We start from the raw sequence: 14,277 nt of genomic DNA, 5'->3' as shown, positions 1-14,277 counted from the left end.
TCGGTTGACTTTCCCTAGCAAATCAGAACATTTCAGGAACGATCAACCGGAACCCGTTGCCGTGGCCAGTGAAAAGTTCATCGTTCTCCCTTACCGCAAGAACCGCGGCAATCTCGTGCCCGGCGAAATGCGCCAGGCATCGAACTCCGTCAGCGCGGAAAAGATCGCCTCGGCGATGGCTGAGCGTTTCGTCGGCGTGGCGGCCTATGCCGTGATCGTCGACGAGGAAACCGGCGATATGTCCTCGCCGCGACTGCTGGCGCGATATGGCGAGATTGCCGATCTCAACGCCGCCTGAGGCATCGGTCTGCCATGGAGACGTCGCTTTACCTGCCCGTCAAAGCCTTCCTGGAGGCCGCCGGTTATGTCGTGAAGGGTGAGGTCGGAAAATGCGATCTCGTCGGCTTGAGCGATGGCGACCCGCCGGTCGTGGTGGTCTGCGAACTGAAGCTCTCCTTCAACCTCGAACTCGTTCTCCAGGCGGTCGACCGTGCGGCGATGAGCGATGAAGTCTGGATCGCGGCGCGCGTTTCGGCCAAGGGGCGCGGGCGAGAGGCCGACAGGCGCTACCGCGACCTCTGCCGGCGGCTCGGTATCGGCATGCTCGGCGTCTCCGATGGCGGCGAGGTCAGCATCATCGTCAGTTCGATCTCGCCGATGCCCCGGACAAACCCGAAGCGGCGCTCGCGCCTCGTCAGCGAGCACCAGCGCCGCCGTGGCGATCCCGCCGTCGGTGGCGGTTCGCGCGCCCCGATCATGACCGCCTATCGTCAGCAGGCGCTGCTCTGCGCCTCGGCACTCGAGCAGGGCCTGAAGCGGCCGCGGGACATGAAGGCGCTTGCGGCCAATGCCGGAGCGATCCTGCGCGACAATGTCTATGGATGGTTCGAGCGTATAGAAAAGGGCATCTACGCCCTGACGCCGGCAGGGCAGGCCGCGCTGTTGCGCTGGCCGCAGCCTGTCCTTTCCGACCCGGCTCCTTGAACCGGTCTTGATCGAGAAGACGCCGTCTGTGAACGAGGTTTCATTCCCTTTGACAAATCCTCCTTCATCACCCATATCACCTTCAACTGAACCGCCTTCGCGATAGCCGCGTGGGCGGTTTTGCGTTTCAATGGCTTAAGAGCTGCAATTCATTCGCAACCGCAGGGGTACGATATGAGTGACAACGGCGACCTTACGGTTCGGACGCTGGCGATATGGGGGATTCCGCTGTCGCTCGGCGTCATGGGCCTGAAGATGGTGGCCTGGTGGGTCACCGGGTCGGTAGCACTGCTGTCGGACGGGCTCGAATCGACGGTCAACGTCGTTGCCGCTTTCATCGCCTTTTTCGTCATCCGCTATGCGCAGAAGCCGGCCGATCACGACCATCCTTTCGGCCATCACAAGGCGGAATATCTGTCCGCCGTCACCGAGGGCGTGCTGATCGTCGTCGCCGCACTTCTGATCGTCAACGAGGCCGTCGGCTACCTCGCCGAGCCGCGCATGCTCGATGCGCCCGTGCTCGGCCTTGCGATCAATGTCGCGGCCGGTGTCATCAATGCGGTCTGGGCGCGGCTGCTGATCCGGACCGGGCGCAAACACCGCTCGGCAGCGCTTGCCGCCGACGGGCAGCATATCATGTCCGATGTGGTGACCTCCGCCGGCGTGCTCGTCGGCCTGCTGCTGGCGCTGGCGACCGGTTATGCGATCTTCGACCCGGTGCTTGCCATTCTCGTTGCCGTCAACATCCTTTATCAGGGCTGGAAAGTGATCTCGCAATCGATCGGCGGGCTGATGGACCAGGCCGTCTATCCGCTGGAGGAGGAGGCGATCAAGCAGGCGATTGCCACCCATGCAGCTGGTTCGATCGGTGTGCACGACCTGAAGACCAGGCGGGCCGGCGCCGTCACTTTCATCGATTTTCATATGGTGGTGCCCGGCACTATGTCCGTGCGGCAGGCGCATGATATATGCGACCGCCTTGAGGATGCCATCAGTGCGGTGCATGAGGGCGCCAAAATTGCCATTCACGTGGAGCCGGAGGGTGAAAAGGCCCATGGCATCCGCGTCAAAGTCGTCAAGGAGGCATGATGCCGAATACCGATACCTCCAGCCTGTCGATGCTGGGCCAGCAGACCGAAACCGCACAATCGCCGGAGGTGGCGGTGCTTGAAAAGGTGCCGTCCAACCATGCCGGCACCGACTACGTCGTGCGTTTCACCGCGCCGGAATTCACCTCGCTCTGCCCCATGACCGGGCAGCCGGATTTTGCCCATATCGTCATCGATTACATTCCGGGCGAATGGCTGGTGGAATCGAAATCGCTGAAGCTCTTCCTGCATTCCTTCCGCAATCACGGCGCTTTCCATGAGGATTGCTCGATCTACATCGCCAAGCGCATCGTCGAACTGCTCGATCCCAAGTGGCTCAGGATCGGCGCCTACTGGTATCCGCGCGGCGGCATTCCGATCGACGTGTTCTGGCAGACGGGCAAGCCGCCGGAAGGCGTCTGGCTGCCGGAACAGGGCGTTGCCACCTATCGCGGACGTGGGTGAGCCGCGGTCGGGCGCAGCCCGAGCAATCGATCCAGTGAATCGATTGCAGCGGTGAACGCCCTGAGCCCAAGCGAAGGGCCGGGATACGGTGCGGCAATCGAATACCAATTGCCACCCATCCTTGTCGGTCAAACCTCACACATCCGTAACGTCGCCGGACGAGTCATCACTGTAATCGTCGCCGTCGTCGTAATCGGCCTGCTGTACATTGGCATTGTCGTCATCGGCAGCGTTGTCGGACGCCTGACGGGTGTCGTCGTTGCCGTAATAATTGTTGATGACGGTTTCCTCGGTGGGGGCGCTGGCGTTGCCGAAGGGGCTGGCGCCGAAGGGCGAGCCCCAGCCGAGCGAGGACATGTGGTTGCCGAAGATGCCGCTCAGCGAGTTGGCAAGCAGCATGCCGCCGGCAACGCCGGCTGCCGTGCCGAGCGCGCCGCGCAGGAAGCTGCCGCCGGCCGATGGCGCATAGGCCTGCTGGCTCCAGGGGCCGGTCGGCTGCTGCTGCGGCTGGCGGCCATCGCGGTCGTAACCGCGGGAATCGTCATAGGCGCGGGATTGCTGCCCCCAAGGACCGGGATTGGACGGGACGGGTGCGGGCTGCTGCGTCTGGGTGTTGCCGAAGATCGAGCTCAAAAAGCCGCCGCCTTGTTCGGCCTGCCGGTGTTCGCTCGCGCCGGCTTCCAGCTGGCGGACATGCTCCTCGAGTTCCTTGATATGGTTGGCGGCGGCTTCCAGCCCCTTTTCCTGAACGATGACGGCCTGGGCGAGGTAATATGTGGCGGAGGGTTGCTCGCGCGTCGCCTGGTCGATAAGGGCCTCGGCGTCGCGGTCGCGCGGCTGGGCCGCTGCGGTGCGCACGCGGTCGAAGAGGGCGGTCAGCAATTGGCGTTCTTCGGGTGACATGTCCTGCCTCCTGTTGGTCCGGAGCGCTGCCGTGTCCGACCGGACGCGTAAAGCCCGCTCCATGATTTTTCGGTGCAGCTATCGCTGCGTGAGGTTGAGGTAGGAACCGATTCAGGCTTTTCAAAGCCTTCCACCGTTACATTTCAGTAAGGCTTGCAGAACGGCGCGCGGCTTCTTAAGGATATCTCCATCGCTTCGGTGCCTTGTGTTTTTCCCGCATTGTTTTAGGCATTGAGTCGCACTATGTGCGGGGAAGCCGAATTCATCTCCAAGAGGTTCGAATGAACGACGAAGACCAGGACGACAAGACGAAGGAACTGCCGCTCGGCAAGGAAACGGAGGCGAATCTTTTCAAGTCGCGTTCGATCTTCATCTACGGACCGATCAATCAGGAATTGGCGCAGAAGGTCTGCTCGCAGCTCGTGGCGCTTGCCGCGGCCAGCGACGAGGACATCCGCATCTATGTGAATTCGCCCGGCGGCCACGTCGAATCCGGCGATTCCATCCATGACATGATCAAGTTCATCAAGCCGAAGGTCTGGATGATTGGCACGGGCTGGGTCGCCTCCGCCGGTGCGCTGATCTATGTCGCCGCTCCGAAGGAGCAGCGCCTGTGCCTGCCGAACACCCGCTTCCTGCTGCACCAACCCTCGGGCGGCACGCGCGGCATGGCATCCGACATCGAGATCCAGGCACGCGAGATCATCAAGATGAACGAGCGCCTGAACAAGATCATGGCGGCGGCCACCGGCCAGCCGCTCGAAAAGATCGCCAGGGATACGGATCGCGACTACTGGCTGTCGGCGGAAGAGGCGAAGGACTATGGCCTCGTCTCGCGGATCGTGACGTCGCAGGCCGATATCTGAGTTTTCTCGGCCAAAAACCGTCGGAGCGCCCTTGCCTGTGGATATCAGGCGAGGGCGTTTTGTTTAGGCCGGCAAGGGGAGGCCGGCATTGAGATGCAGGCCCTGAACGGAAAGGGCTGAATTCGGACTTGCGCCTGCGGCAACCGTCATGCTCCATGCGCCATTCCCGCAGATCGCGAGTCCCGCCATGCTCAAAGATTTTTCCGTCCAGGCCCTGTTCATGGGGCTGCTGACCGCCTTCGTCGGTTCCGCCAGCTCGTTTGCCGTCGTGCTGCACGGGCTTGAGGCGGTCGGTGCTACGGATGCACAGGCGGCGTCTGGGCTGATGGCATTATCGATCTCCATGGGCGTCTGCGCGATCGTGCTCTGCGCCATCACGCGATTGCCGATCAGCATCGCCTGGTCGACGCCGGGTGCTGCACTGCTGGCCAGCACCGGGCCGATCGAAGGCGGCTTCAATGCGGCGGTCGGGGCCTTCCTGATCTGTGCCGCGCTGATTATCGTCGCGGGGCTGTTCAAGCCGCTCGGCCGGGCGGTCGCTGCCATTCCCGCACCGCTTGCCAATGCGATGCTGTCAGGCGTGCTGATCGGCCTCTGCTTCGCGCCGGTAAAGGCGATCGGCTTCAATCCGCTCCTCGGCCTGCCGATCGTCATCGCCTGGATTGTCGTCGGCGCCTTCAAGCGCCTCTGGGCGGTGCCGGCGGCGCTCGCAGCCTTCGTGCTGGTGCTCGCCTTCGGTGTCGATATTCCCGCTGGCGCCTTCGCCTCGCTCGAACAATCGCTGGTGCCGACCGCGGAAATCGTCCGGCCGGTATTCAATCTTGCCGGCCTCGTCTCGATCGCATTGCCGCTGTTCATCGTGACCATGGCTTCGCAGAACATTCCGGGCATCGCGGTGCTGAAGGTCAATCATTACGATCCGAAGCCAGGTCCACTCTTTGCCGTCACCGGCTTTTTCTCGCTGCTGTCGGCCCCGTTCGGCGGCCATGCGGTCAATTTGGCGGCAATCACCGCGGCGATGTGCGCCGGGCAGGATGCCCACACCGATCCGAAGAGGCGCTATTGGGCAGCGCTGATCGCCGGCATCGGTTATGTCATCCTCGGGCTGCTCGCCGGCGCGGTGACGGCTTTCGTCGCGCTTGCGCCACCGATCCTGATCCAGGCGGTGGCCGGGCTGGCGCTGGTCGGGGCTTTCTCCTCCTCGGCAATGTCGGCCTTCCAGGCGCCGGATTCGCGTGAGGCGGCCGCGATCACCTTCCTCGTCACCGCCTCCGGCGTTTCCTTCGGCGGCATTTCCGGCGCTTTCTGGGGCCTGATCGCCGGCGGGCTGATGTTGGCGCTGTCGCGGCTGGTGAGCGTTTGGAAAGACCGACGCCAGCTGCGGTAGCGGACTGTCGTTGCGGTCGGCGGCCAAAAGCCTGGGCAAGGGCTTGCCAGTTTCGCCGCCCAAGGCTATAAGCGCGGCCATGAAGACCACTGGCGCCAAGATTTCCGACACGATTGCACGCGGCCGCATCGCCCTGCGTGACAATACGCGCGCCCTGACCTCGCTTCTTCTCCTCGGCCTTACGCGCGGTTGCCGGGTCCTTTGAGGAGCGCCCGGCGGCCGAAAGCCCGCACGGCCATCGCTCCTCGCGACTCACTTTCAAAATTGACCTAACGACCGACAAGGTCCGCATTTGTTTATCGCCAAGCCTGACATGATCGGCTAAGAGCGGAGCAAATGCCGGGACGAGGAGACGATACGATGAACGCAACGACGCAATTCTCCGAGAGAAAAACGGCCTCCACCAAAGGCATGCCTGACGCTACGGTGAAATACCGGGCCTATCCGCAGGTGAACATTCCCGACCGCACCTGGCCGACGAAAACCATCACCAAGGCGCCGGTCTGGTGCTCGGTCGACCTGCGCGACGGCAACCAGGCACTGGTCGACCCGATGGGCCACGACCGCAAGGCGCGCATGTTCCAACTGCTGCTGGAGATGGGCTTCAAGGAAATCGAGATCGGTTTCCCCTCCGCTTCGCAGACCGATTTCGACTTCGCCCGCTGGTGCGTGGAGGAGGGTAACGTGCCCGCCGACGTCTCCCTGCAGGTGCTGGTGCAATGCCGCCCGGAACTGATCACCCGTACCTTCGAAGCACTGGAAGGCGCAAACCGGCCGATCGTGCATTTCTACAACTCGACCAGCGAGCTGCAGCGCCGCGTCGTCTTCGCCAAGGATGTGCAGGGCATCAAGCAGATCGCCGTCGATGCCGCCAAGATGATCACCGATATGGCCGACAAGGCAGGCGGCGGCTACCGTTTCGAATATTCCCCCGAGAGCTTTACCGGTACCGAACTCGAAGTGGCGCTGGAAATCTGCAATGGCGTCATCGAGGTGGTCAAGCCGACGCCCGGTAACAAGCTGATCATCAACCTGCCGTCCACCGTCGAGATGGCGACGCCGAACGTCTATGCCGACCAGATCGAGTGGATGTGCCGCAATCTCGACAATCGCGAGAACCTGATCATCTCCTTGCATCCACATAACGACCGCGGCACCGGCATCGCCGCTGCCGAACTGGCATTGCTGGCAGGCGCCGACCGTGTCGAAGGCACGCTCTTCGGCAATGGCGAGCGCACCGGCAATGTCGACATGGTGACGATGGCGCTGAACATGTTCACGCAAGGCGTCGATCCCGAGATCGACTGCTCCAATATCGAGCGCATCAAGGAAGTGTTCGAATATTCCAACCAGATGGCGATCGGCGAGCGCCATCCTTACGTCGGCGAGCTGGTCTATACGGCCTTCTCTGGTTCGCATCAGGATGCGATCAACAAAGGTATGAAGGCGGCGCAGGTCGCCAACCATCCCGTCTGGGAAGTGCCGTACCTGCCGATCGATCCGCGTGACGTCGGCCGTTCCTACGAGGCGATCATCCGCATCAACTCGCAGTCCGGCAAGGGCGGCATCGCCTATATCCTGCAGCAGGATTACGGGCTGAACCTGCCGCGCAACCTGCAAGTGGAATTCCGCGAGGATATCCAGCGCATTACCGACGTCGAGGGCAAGGAGCTTCCTTCGAAGCGGATTTACGACCGTTTCATCGAGCGCTACGTGACGCAGCCCGATGGACGCCTCAAGTTTGTCGACCATCACACCTATCCCGATACCGAGCACAAGGGCCAGCGGATCGTGGCGGCCGAGATCACCGACAATGGCGAGATCAAGCGCATCGAAGGGCGCGGCAACGGCCCGATCGACGGCTTCATCAACGCGCTGTCGCATTATCTCGGCATCGAGATGTCGGTCGAGGATTATTCCGAGCATTCGCTGCAGCACGGCTCGAACGCGGCGGCGATCTCCTATGTCGAAACCTCCTATCCCGGCGGCAAACTCTTCGGCGCCGGCATCAATACCAACATCGTCGCGGCATCGCTGGAAGCGATCGTCTCGGCGGCAAACCGCGTGCTCGACGTGAAGGCCGGCAAGGCCTGACCGGGCAAAGGCAGGCCGCGATCGTAACGGTAGGGCGCGGCCTGAGGATGTAGTTAGCAATCCTGTCGGCTCATTCCAACAACCGAAATGTCAGAGGGGCGAAACGTCGCCACGAGTCCGCTTCTCCCCAGCGGGGAGAAGATGCCGGCAGGCAGATGAGGGGAGCGACGACAGGAGCGAATGCGCTGAGCGCAAGCGAAGGGCAACAATGAATGTTGTGCCGTGTGGCCCCCTCATCCGACCCTTCGAGCAACCGACCGGGGTTGAGCCACGGGTCTCAACCCGTCCTTCGGACCCCCGCTGGGGAAGAGGGTAGCAGCGTTATCGTCTCACCAATAATTCGACCTCGGAGGAGCCTGAAAGACGGGCGAGGCTGATGCTGATGGTCGATTTTGCAACGGCGCCGCTTCAACTGCGCTGGCGGTAATCATGCTCCAAAGACGACAGCCGGCATCAAATCGCCGTGGCGATCTTCATGGCGAGCTGGCCGAGCGCCGCTTCGGCGGAGGGGCCGGCAAGCACATAGGAGGTGCCGGCATTGTGCCATGTCACCAGGCCGATCTCGTCCTTGATGGTTTCCTTGAAGTCGTCGGTCTCCGGCGGCTGCGCGTCCTTGCGGAAGCAGATGGAGATGACGTCGCCGTCGGCATTGGAATAGACGAGCTGGCCGACAGGGCGGCTGTCGCCGAGGATGACGCGCGCGCCCTGGAAGGTCCAGGATTCGGCGCTGAGATCGGGCACGCGGAAGGGCACGCCGATCGCGGTCGTGAGCCAGCTGGAGATTTCCTCGGCCTGCGAGGCGGGCACTTCGACGAGATGACGGGGTTGGCGGATCAGCAGGCGCTGATAGGCGGTGACGTCGCCCAGCCAGTCGCTGGTATTGGCCGGCGCCGTCGCGGTAGTCGTGGTGGCGATTTCGTCGGCATCCGGGCTGGTGCCGACGAAATAGCCGATACCGCAGCCGACGGCGAAGAGGATGAGAGCGGCGGCCAGCGCCTGCGGGCCGCTCGGCGCCAGCTTCACCTGCGGGCGCGTGGCGCGCTGGGCGATCGGCGTCTTCGGCGGCTGCGTGCTCTTGATTGAGCGGACGAGGGCGAGCGGCACCGGCTCCTTCAGGATGTCGTCGAGGCGGCGGCGGCCGAAATCGGCGCCGTGGCGAAGTTTCTCGTGCAGCCGGCGTGCATTCTCGTCGGTTGCCAGACGCTGCTCCAGTTCGTGGCGCTGTTCGGGCGAGACCTCGCCATCGAGAAGGGCGGTGAGCTGGGCTTCGAGTGGCAATTTCCTAAGATCGAGCAATTCAGTACCTGTGGATCGGGTGAGTGCCGGCGAGCCCGGCAAAATGCAGCCTTGCGGTCGCGAGCTGCGAGACGACATTTGCCACCGGCGTGCCCATGATGTCGGCTGCCTGCTGATAGCTGTGGCCTTCGATGTCGACGAGCAGGAACACGCTGGAAAGACCGTCCGGCATATCGGCGATCATGTGATGGATGGCGTCGGGATCGGCTGCCGTCGAGCGTTCGCGGGCGGCTTCGCGAATATCGGTGACGTTGCCGCGGAGGGAGGCCTTGGGCTTGCGCTTGCGGCTGTCGTCGGTCCATTGCTGGCGGGCAAGCGTGTAAATCCAGCTTTCCAGCCGGCCTTCACCGCTCCATTGATGACCCTTGGCGATGGCGCGCTGACAGACGGCCTGGACGAGTTCATCGGCCAGAGCAGCCTCACCCGCGAGCGTGATCGCGAAGCGGCGAAGGCGGGGCAGAAGGCCGACGAGATCACGCCGGAGATCGATGGTCGTTGCGGGTTGACGCATTGTTTATCCAAGAAGCATTCACAATGGTTTCGCGGACGAAGGGTTCGCCGTCGGGCGCGAAACCGGCTTTATCGAGGCCGACGATGATGCATTTGCTTTATGAAACAAGTCTCCTGCACTTCGCAAGCATCCGGCCGTCTTCATCCCCTTTTCTCTAGGGATTTTCGTATTGTAGACCACAAAACTTGCGTCAATATGTCTTGTAGCCATTCAAGCTTTGCAGCAGAGCACGATAGGCCCATGTGCCTTCGCCGCCGCGATCGCGGATTTCCACGAGCTGGACGCGGGCGCCCTGGATATCTCCCTGCTCCACAAGCGCCATGCCCATATAGGAGCGGGCGAGGATGTAGTTCTCATCCGCCTGCAGCGCCTTGCGGTAGTAGGACATGCCGAGCTCCATGCGGCCGGCCTTGCGGTTGGCGTAGCCGAGGTAGTTCAGGATGCGCGGGTCGTTCTGGTTGCGGGCGAGATTGAGCACGGTGATGGCATTGTCATACTGGCCGGCATAGGCAAACTCGCGGGCGAACTTGTAAAGATCGTCGTCGTTGAAGCTGCTCTTCTTCGGATTGACGCATTCCTTCTTGGCCTTGTCCCAGACCTTGCCGCCGGTGCAGGTCTTGGTCGTTTCGGTCTTCGGCGGCGGATTGGTGTTATCGTTGCTGTCGCCGACCGCGAAAGCGGCCGTGGCAATGCCGAAGGCAAAGCCGGCGGCGAGCGAAAGTCTGGACAGGTGACGGAAAGAAAACGTCATTGGCGGGGCTCCGTTCTGAGGCGATGCTGTTGGCCGGATTGTACGCTTACCGCTAAAAATACCAAGAGGGTAAGCCGCCGCCATGGCAATTGTTGCAACGATGGCCCAACCTTCTCTCAGGTCGCTTCAAGTGCTGGAAGAAAGGAGTCCGGAGCCGGCGCTAACGCGCGAAAATATCAACACTTTCCGCCATCACCGCATCGCCGGATCGGTTAACGCTGAAGCGCTCGCCGCTGAGTTCCCAGGCGCCGGGAGAGCCGTCGATGGAGAAGAGGTTGTAGGCGGCGGGCGGCTTGATGCTGCCCGGTCCCTGCGAGGCCGAGGCGATGCCGACGACCGGCACCGGCTGCACCTGGCCGCGCAGCCAGTGCAGCGTGTTCAGATGCGTGTGCCCGTGCAGCACAAGTTCGGCGCCGCCGGTCGAAATCACCGCGGCGAAGCGGCGAATGCCGATCATCCGCTTGTAGAAGGTCGTGGCGCCGCGGATCGGCGGATGATGGATCATGACGACCCGGAAGAGGCCGGCTTCGCCGGCTGCTCGCAGCATGTTGACGGTATCGCGCGCCTGGCGCGCGCCGAAAAAGCCGGAGGCGGCAAAGGGAGGGGTGGCGACTGCCGTCGAGCAGCCGACGATCGCGACTTTGCCGCGGATGCGCAGATAAGGAAAAATATGGCGATCCTCCTGCCATTGCGGCGGGGCGAGATCGCCGCGGACATATTCGTACCAGGCGCGCATCGACTTTTCGTAGGCGCCGGGCACATAGGCATCGTGATTGCCGGGAACGACCGAGGTGTCGGCGGGATCGCCGAGCGCGCGCAGCCAAGCGGCGGCGGCGCGGATCTCAATCCCGCTCGCCAGATTGACGAGGTCGCCGGTGACCGCGAGATGATCTGCCTGATGGGCGCGGATGTCGTCGAGCAACAGATCCAGCGTGCCGCCGAAAAGGTGCTTGCGTCGATTTCGATGCCAGTTCACAAAGCCCGTTATGCGTTTTGAAAACAGCTCCTGGATGGAAAGACGGGGCAACGGCCCAAGGTGGACGTCGGAAATATGCGCGAGCTTGAACATGTTACGAGACATAGACCAGCTTATTGACAAATCAAACACATCCGGCGCGATGAAGGGCTGAAACGGAGCGATGGTGGATAAAGAAAAGCGGCCTCTTCATATCAGGATGGCCCTGCGCCTTCTGCATGTCTATTTTTCCTTCGCCCGCGGCATGACGATGGGCGTCAGGGCCGCCTGCTTCGATGCGGAGGGGCGGATTTTCCTGGTGCGCCACAGTTATGTCGGTGGCTGGCATATGCCGGGCGGCGGGTTGGAGCGCAACGAGACGGTCGGAGAGGCACTGGCCAAGGAACTGCGCGAGGAGGGCAACCTCAGGATCATCGGTAACCCACAGCTGGTTCAGGTCTATTTCAACACCACGATCACACGGCGGGACCATGTCGTGTTCTACCGGGCGAGTGTCGAGCAGACGGCGCCGCGCCCGCCCGATTGGGAAATCTCCGACAGCGGCTTCTTCTCCCTCGACAGCCTGCCCGAGGGCACGACCGAGGCGACGTATCGCCGCCTTGCGGAGCTTCGGGGCGAGCAGGAGCCCGACCACCGCTGGTGAGGCTGCGCAGTTTTCAACGCGCGTCGCGTCAAATCTCATTCATGCGACGCGCTTTAATCCTTTGTTTTGATGCATGTCGTTGCCCCGGAACCGCTGCATACTTCCGGGCGACATGCATTAGGCAGCGGCAAGCTTCGCACGTCCATGCGGACTGTCGAGATCGAGCGCCGGACCGACGGGAACGATGCCTGTCGGATTGATGGTCTTGTGGCTGCGATAGTAGTGTTCCTTGATGTGCTTCAGGTTCACCGTTTCGGAAACGCCCGCGGTCTGGTAGAGGTCGCGCAAATATCCAGGCAGGTTGCGGTAGTCGGCGATCCGGCGGATGTTGCACTTGAAATGGCCGACATAGACGGCGTCGAAGCGCACCAGCGTCGTAAACAGGCGCCAATCGGCTTCGGTCAGCCGGTTGCCGAGGAGATAGCGGCCCTTGCCCAAGCGTTCGTCGAGCATGTCGAGCGTTTCGAACAGCCTCCCGACATTTTCCTCATAGGCTTCCTGGGTGGTGGCAAAGCCCGCCTTGTAGACGCCGTTGTTGACGGTGTCGTAGACGGTGGCGTTCAGCGCATCGATTTCGGCGCGGAGATCGTCGGGATAAAAATCGGCCTTCGCGCCGGTCAGCTCGTCGAAGGCGCTGTTGAACATGCGGATGATCTCGGCGGATTCGTTGCTGACGATCGTGCCGGTTTTCTTGTCCCAAAGGACGGGAACGGTGACGCGACCTGAATAATGCGGATCGGCCTTCGCGTAAATCTGCCAGAGGGTGGCGACGCCGAAGAGCTGGTCGCCGGTGGCGCCATCACCGACCTTGAATTCCCAGCCGTTGTCGAGCATCAGCGGGTCGACAACGGAGACCGAGATCAGATCCTCCAGCTTCTTCAGCTTGCGGAAGATCAGCGTGCGGTGAGCCCATGGGCAGGCAAGCGAGACATAGAGATGGTAACGCCCGGCCTCGGCCTTGAAGCCGCCGCTGCCGGAAGGGCCGGCCTGACCGTCCGATGTCACCCAGTTGCGGAACTGCGAGGGCTGACGCTTGAACTGGCCCTTGCTCTCCTTCGTGTCGTACCAGACATCGTGCCAGACGCCGTCCACCAGCATTCCCATGATCTTCATTCCTTTGGTTGCGTGTCGGGATCGAACTTAGCTGAGATAGCGGGGCTTTGCAGGCGGTAAAGGTTGAACAGTGTGTCGCGCCGTTCCGGCACTGCATGGTTTCGAGTGCCGTCGTGTGCATTTTGCGTTGGACGGCGGAAATTTTTCCTGCTATCGGCCTTTTCACGATTTTAGGATCCCTGCCTGATGTTCATTTCCAGAAACCCGCGACGACGCTGATGCTCCCGAACGCCCAAGGCGTGTTCGAGACCCATCAATCTGTCCATCCGGTTTCTGTCATCATGTACAAGCACGATCTCGTCTACCTCACCGAAGACGCGTCTCATGACGCCGCCATCGAACATATCAACGAAGAAGCTTTCGGTCCGGGCCGCTTCACGCGGGCGGCGGCTCGCATCCGCGAGCAGGGACCGCACGATCTGTCGCTCTCCTTCATCTGCACCGACAATGGCGAAACGATCGCCTCCGTGCGCATGACCCCGGTGCTGGCCGGCACGGTGAAAGGCCATCTTCTCGGTCCGCTCGCCGTCCGGCCCTCCCACAAGAACCAGGGCATCGGCCGGGAACTGGTGCGGATCGCCGTGGAGGCGGCAAGACGCCAGGGTTCGGAAGCCGTGATCCTCGTCGGCGATCCGCCCTATTACGGCCCGCTCGGATTCGAGAGAGTCGCCTACAACGCGCTTTCCTTCCCCGGACCGGTCGATCCCGGCCGCGTGCTCGTCGTTCCGATCGCCGAGGGCGTGCACGAACGGCTGAAGGGCATCATCGCCTGGCACGGATGATCAGAGAATTTTCCGGAGAAAGCTGCGTGTGCGGCCCTGCGGAAAATGCTCGAGTTCCCCAAAGATCTCATAACCCTGACGCCGATAGGCGCTGAGAGCCTGTGGGCTGAAGGTGTCGATCCACGCGCCGTGGCAGCCGCGGGCTCTCGCCTCTTCTTCCGCCTTTGCGAGGATCTTGCCGGCGAGACCGGTGCCGCGCAGCGTGTCGGGAATATAGAGCATTTGCGTGAAGAGCCAGCCCCAGGCGGTAAAACCAGACAGGCCGCCGGTGACCTTGCCGTCGGTGTCGCGGATCAGGACGGCGAGCGACCGGCGGTCGGCGGGGCCGACATCACCGGCGTTGAAGGCCGAGAGCGCATCGGTGATCGCCGCCAGTTCCTCCGGCGAAGGTGAGGCGGTCAACTCGAATTCCGCCATT

General features: G+C 62.3%; 17 protein-coding genes. 10 read left to right on the top strand and 7 right to left on the bottom strand.

Annotation, left to right across the window (positions count from 1 at the left end):
• Nucleotides 1–61 precede the first annotated feature (61 nt).
• The 4 genes from AMK05_RS16155 (at nt 62) to queF (ending at nt 2,537) form a co-directional block, all read left to right on the top strand.
• Nucleotides 62–298: a hypothetical protein gene (locus tag AMK05_RS16155; protein ID WP_037078786.1), complete on the top strand. Its 237-nt coding sequence runs from the start codon at nt 62–64 to the stop codon at nt 296–298.
• 14 nt (nt 299–312) lie between these two features.
• A complete protein-coding gene (locus tag AMK05_RS16150; RefSeq protein ID WP_064840056.1) occupies nt 313–984 on the top strand; it encodes a DUF2161 domain-containing phosphodiesterase in 672 nt (223 codons plus the stop codon).
• A gap of 174 nt (nt 985–1,158) precedes the next feature.
• The gene (gene emfA / locus AMK05_RS16145; protein WP_064840054.1) at nt 1,159–2,073 is read left to right on the top strand and encodes a CDF family cation efflux transporter EmfA; all 915 of its coding nucleotides are present in this window, start codon (nt 1,159–1,161) and stop codon (nt 2,071–2,073) included.
• A complete protein-coding gene (queF, locus tag AMK05_RS16140; protein ID WP_064840052.1) occupies nt 2,073–2,537 on the top strand; it encodes a preQ(1) synthase in 465 nt (154 codons plus the stop codon). Before emfA ends, queF begins: the two co-directional genes overlap by 1 nt.
• Nucleotides 2,538–2,672: 135 nt before the next feature.
• On the opposite strand, the gene AMK05_RS16135 is transcribed toward queF, so the two are convergent.
• On the bottom strand, nt 2,673–3,440 hold the full coding sequence (locus AMK05_RS16135; protein WP_064840050.1) for a DUF2076 domain-containing protein: 768 nt from the start codon (nt 3,438–3,440) through the stop codon (nt 2,673–2,675).
• A gap of 281 nt (nt 3,441–3,721) precedes the next feature.
• On the opposite strand from AMK05_RS16135, the gene AMK05_RS16130 reads away from it, so the two are divergent.
• The 4 genes from AMK05_RS16130 to leuA all read left to right on the top strand — a co-directional run bounded on the left by AMK05_RS16130 (nt 3,722) and on the right by leuA (nt 7,787).
• Nucleotides 3,722–4,306: an ATP-dependent Clp protease proteolytic subunit gene (locus tag AMK05_RS16130; RefSeq protein ID WP_049736158.1), complete on the top strand. Its 585-nt coding sequence runs from the start codon at nt 3,722–3,724 to the stop codon at nt 4,304–4,306.
• 187 nt (nt 4,307–4,493) lie between these two features.
• Complete coding sequence (locus AMK05_RS16125) at nt 4,494–5,693, top strand: benzoate/H(+) symporter BenE family transporter (protein WP_064840048.1); 1,200 nt, start codon at nt 4,494–4,496, stop codon at nt 5,691–5,693.
• A gap of 79 nt (nt 5,694–5,772) precedes the next feature.
• Nucleotides 5,773–5,898, top strand: a complete 126-nt coding sequence (locus tag AMK05_RS35985; protein WP_257784951.1) for a hypothetical protein — start codon at nt 5,773–5,775, stop codon at nt 5,896–5,898.
• Nucleotides 5,899–6,053: 155 nt separating this feature from the next.
• Nucleotides 6,054–7,787, top strand: a complete 1,734-nt coding sequence (leuA, locus tag AMK05_RS16115) for a 2-isopropylmalate synthase (protein ID WP_064840044.1) — start codon at nt 6,054–6,056, stop codon at nt 7,785–7,787.
• A 453-nt stretch (nt 7,788–8,240) separates the two neighbouring features.
• Here the strand turns inward: leuA and AMK05_RS16110 are convergent, their stop codons facing one another.
• From AMK05_RS16110 to AMK05_RS16095, 4 genes are all read right to left on the bottom strand, one after another.
• Nucleotides 8,241–9,083 (bottom strand): anti-sigma factor family protein, encoded by an 843-nt coding sequence (locus AMK05_RS16110; RefSeq protein ID WP_064840042.1) that lies wholly within the window; start codon nt 9,081–9,083, stop codon nt 8,241–8,243.
• A gap of 1 nt (nt 9,084) precedes the next feature.
• A complete protein-coding gene (locus AMK05_RS16105; protein ID WP_064840040.1) occupies nt 9,085–9,594 on the bottom strand; it encodes an RNA polymerase sigma factor in 510 nt (169 codons plus the stop codon).
• Between the two features lie 190 nt (nt 9,595–9,784).
• Nucleotides 9,785–10,345 carry a tetratricopeptide repeat protein gene (locus AMK05_RS16100; protein ID WP_064840038.1) on the bottom strand — a complete coding sequence of 187 codons (561 nt, stop codon included), beginning with the start codon at nt 10,343–10,345 and terminating at the stop codon, nt 9,785–9,787.
• A gap of 160 nt (nt 10,346–10,505) precedes the next feature.
• Nucleotides 10,506–11,414: a metallophosphoesterase family protein gene (locus AMK05_RS16095; RefSeq protein WP_064840036.1), complete on the bottom strand. Its 909-nt coding sequence runs from the start codon at nt 11,412–11,414 to the stop codon at nt 10,506–10,508.
• Nucleotides 11,415–11,484: 70 nt separating this feature from the next.
• On the opposite strand from AMK05_RS16095, the gene AMK05_RS16090 reads away from it, so the two are divergent.
• The gene (locus tag AMK05_RS16090; RefSeq protein ID WP_064840034.1) at nt 11,485–11,964 is read left to right on the top strand and encodes an NUDIX domain-containing protein; all 480 of its coding nucleotides are present in this window, start codon (nt 11,485–11,487) and stop codon (nt 11,962–11,964) included.
• A gap of 117 nt (nt 11,965–12,081) precedes the next feature.
• Here AMK05_RS16090 and AMK05_RS16085 read toward each other — a convergent pair whose 3' ends face one another.
• Entirely contained in the window at nt 12,082–13,068 is a 987-nt protein-coding gene (locus tag AMK05_RS16085; protein ID WP_064841405.1) for a glutathione S-transferase family protein, read from the bottom strand.
• A gap of 227 nt (nt 13,069–13,295) precedes the next feature.
• On the opposite strand from AMK05_RS16085, the gene AMK05_RS16080 reads away from it, so the two are divergent.
• Nucleotides 13,296–13,859 carry a GNAT family N-acetyltransferase gene (locus AMK05_RS16080; RefSeq protein ID WP_082935720.1) on the top strand — a complete coding sequence of 188 codons (564 nt, stop codon included), beginning with the start codon at nt 13,296–13,298 and terminating at the stop codon, nt 13,857–13,859.
• Here the strand turns inward: AMK05_RS16080 and AMK05_RS16075 are convergent, their stop codons facing one another.
• Nucleotides 13,860–14,276 (bottom strand): GNAT family N-acetyltransferase, encoded by a 417-nt coding sequence (locus tag AMK05_RS16075; protein ID WP_064840032.1) that lies wholly within the window; start codon nt 14,274–14,276, stop codon nt 13,860–13,862.
• Between the last annotated feature and the right edge of the window lies 1 nt (nt 14,277).

This window comes from Rhizobium sp. N324, from assembly GCF_001664485.1.
In the GTDB taxonomy this organism is placed as follows: domain Bacteria; phylum Pseudomonadota; class Alphaproteobacteria; order Rhizobiales; family Rhizobiaceae; genus Rhizobium.
The sequence above is the reverse complement of the archived record's forward strand: the minus strand, read 5'-3'. Positions and strand labels throughout refer to the sequence as shown.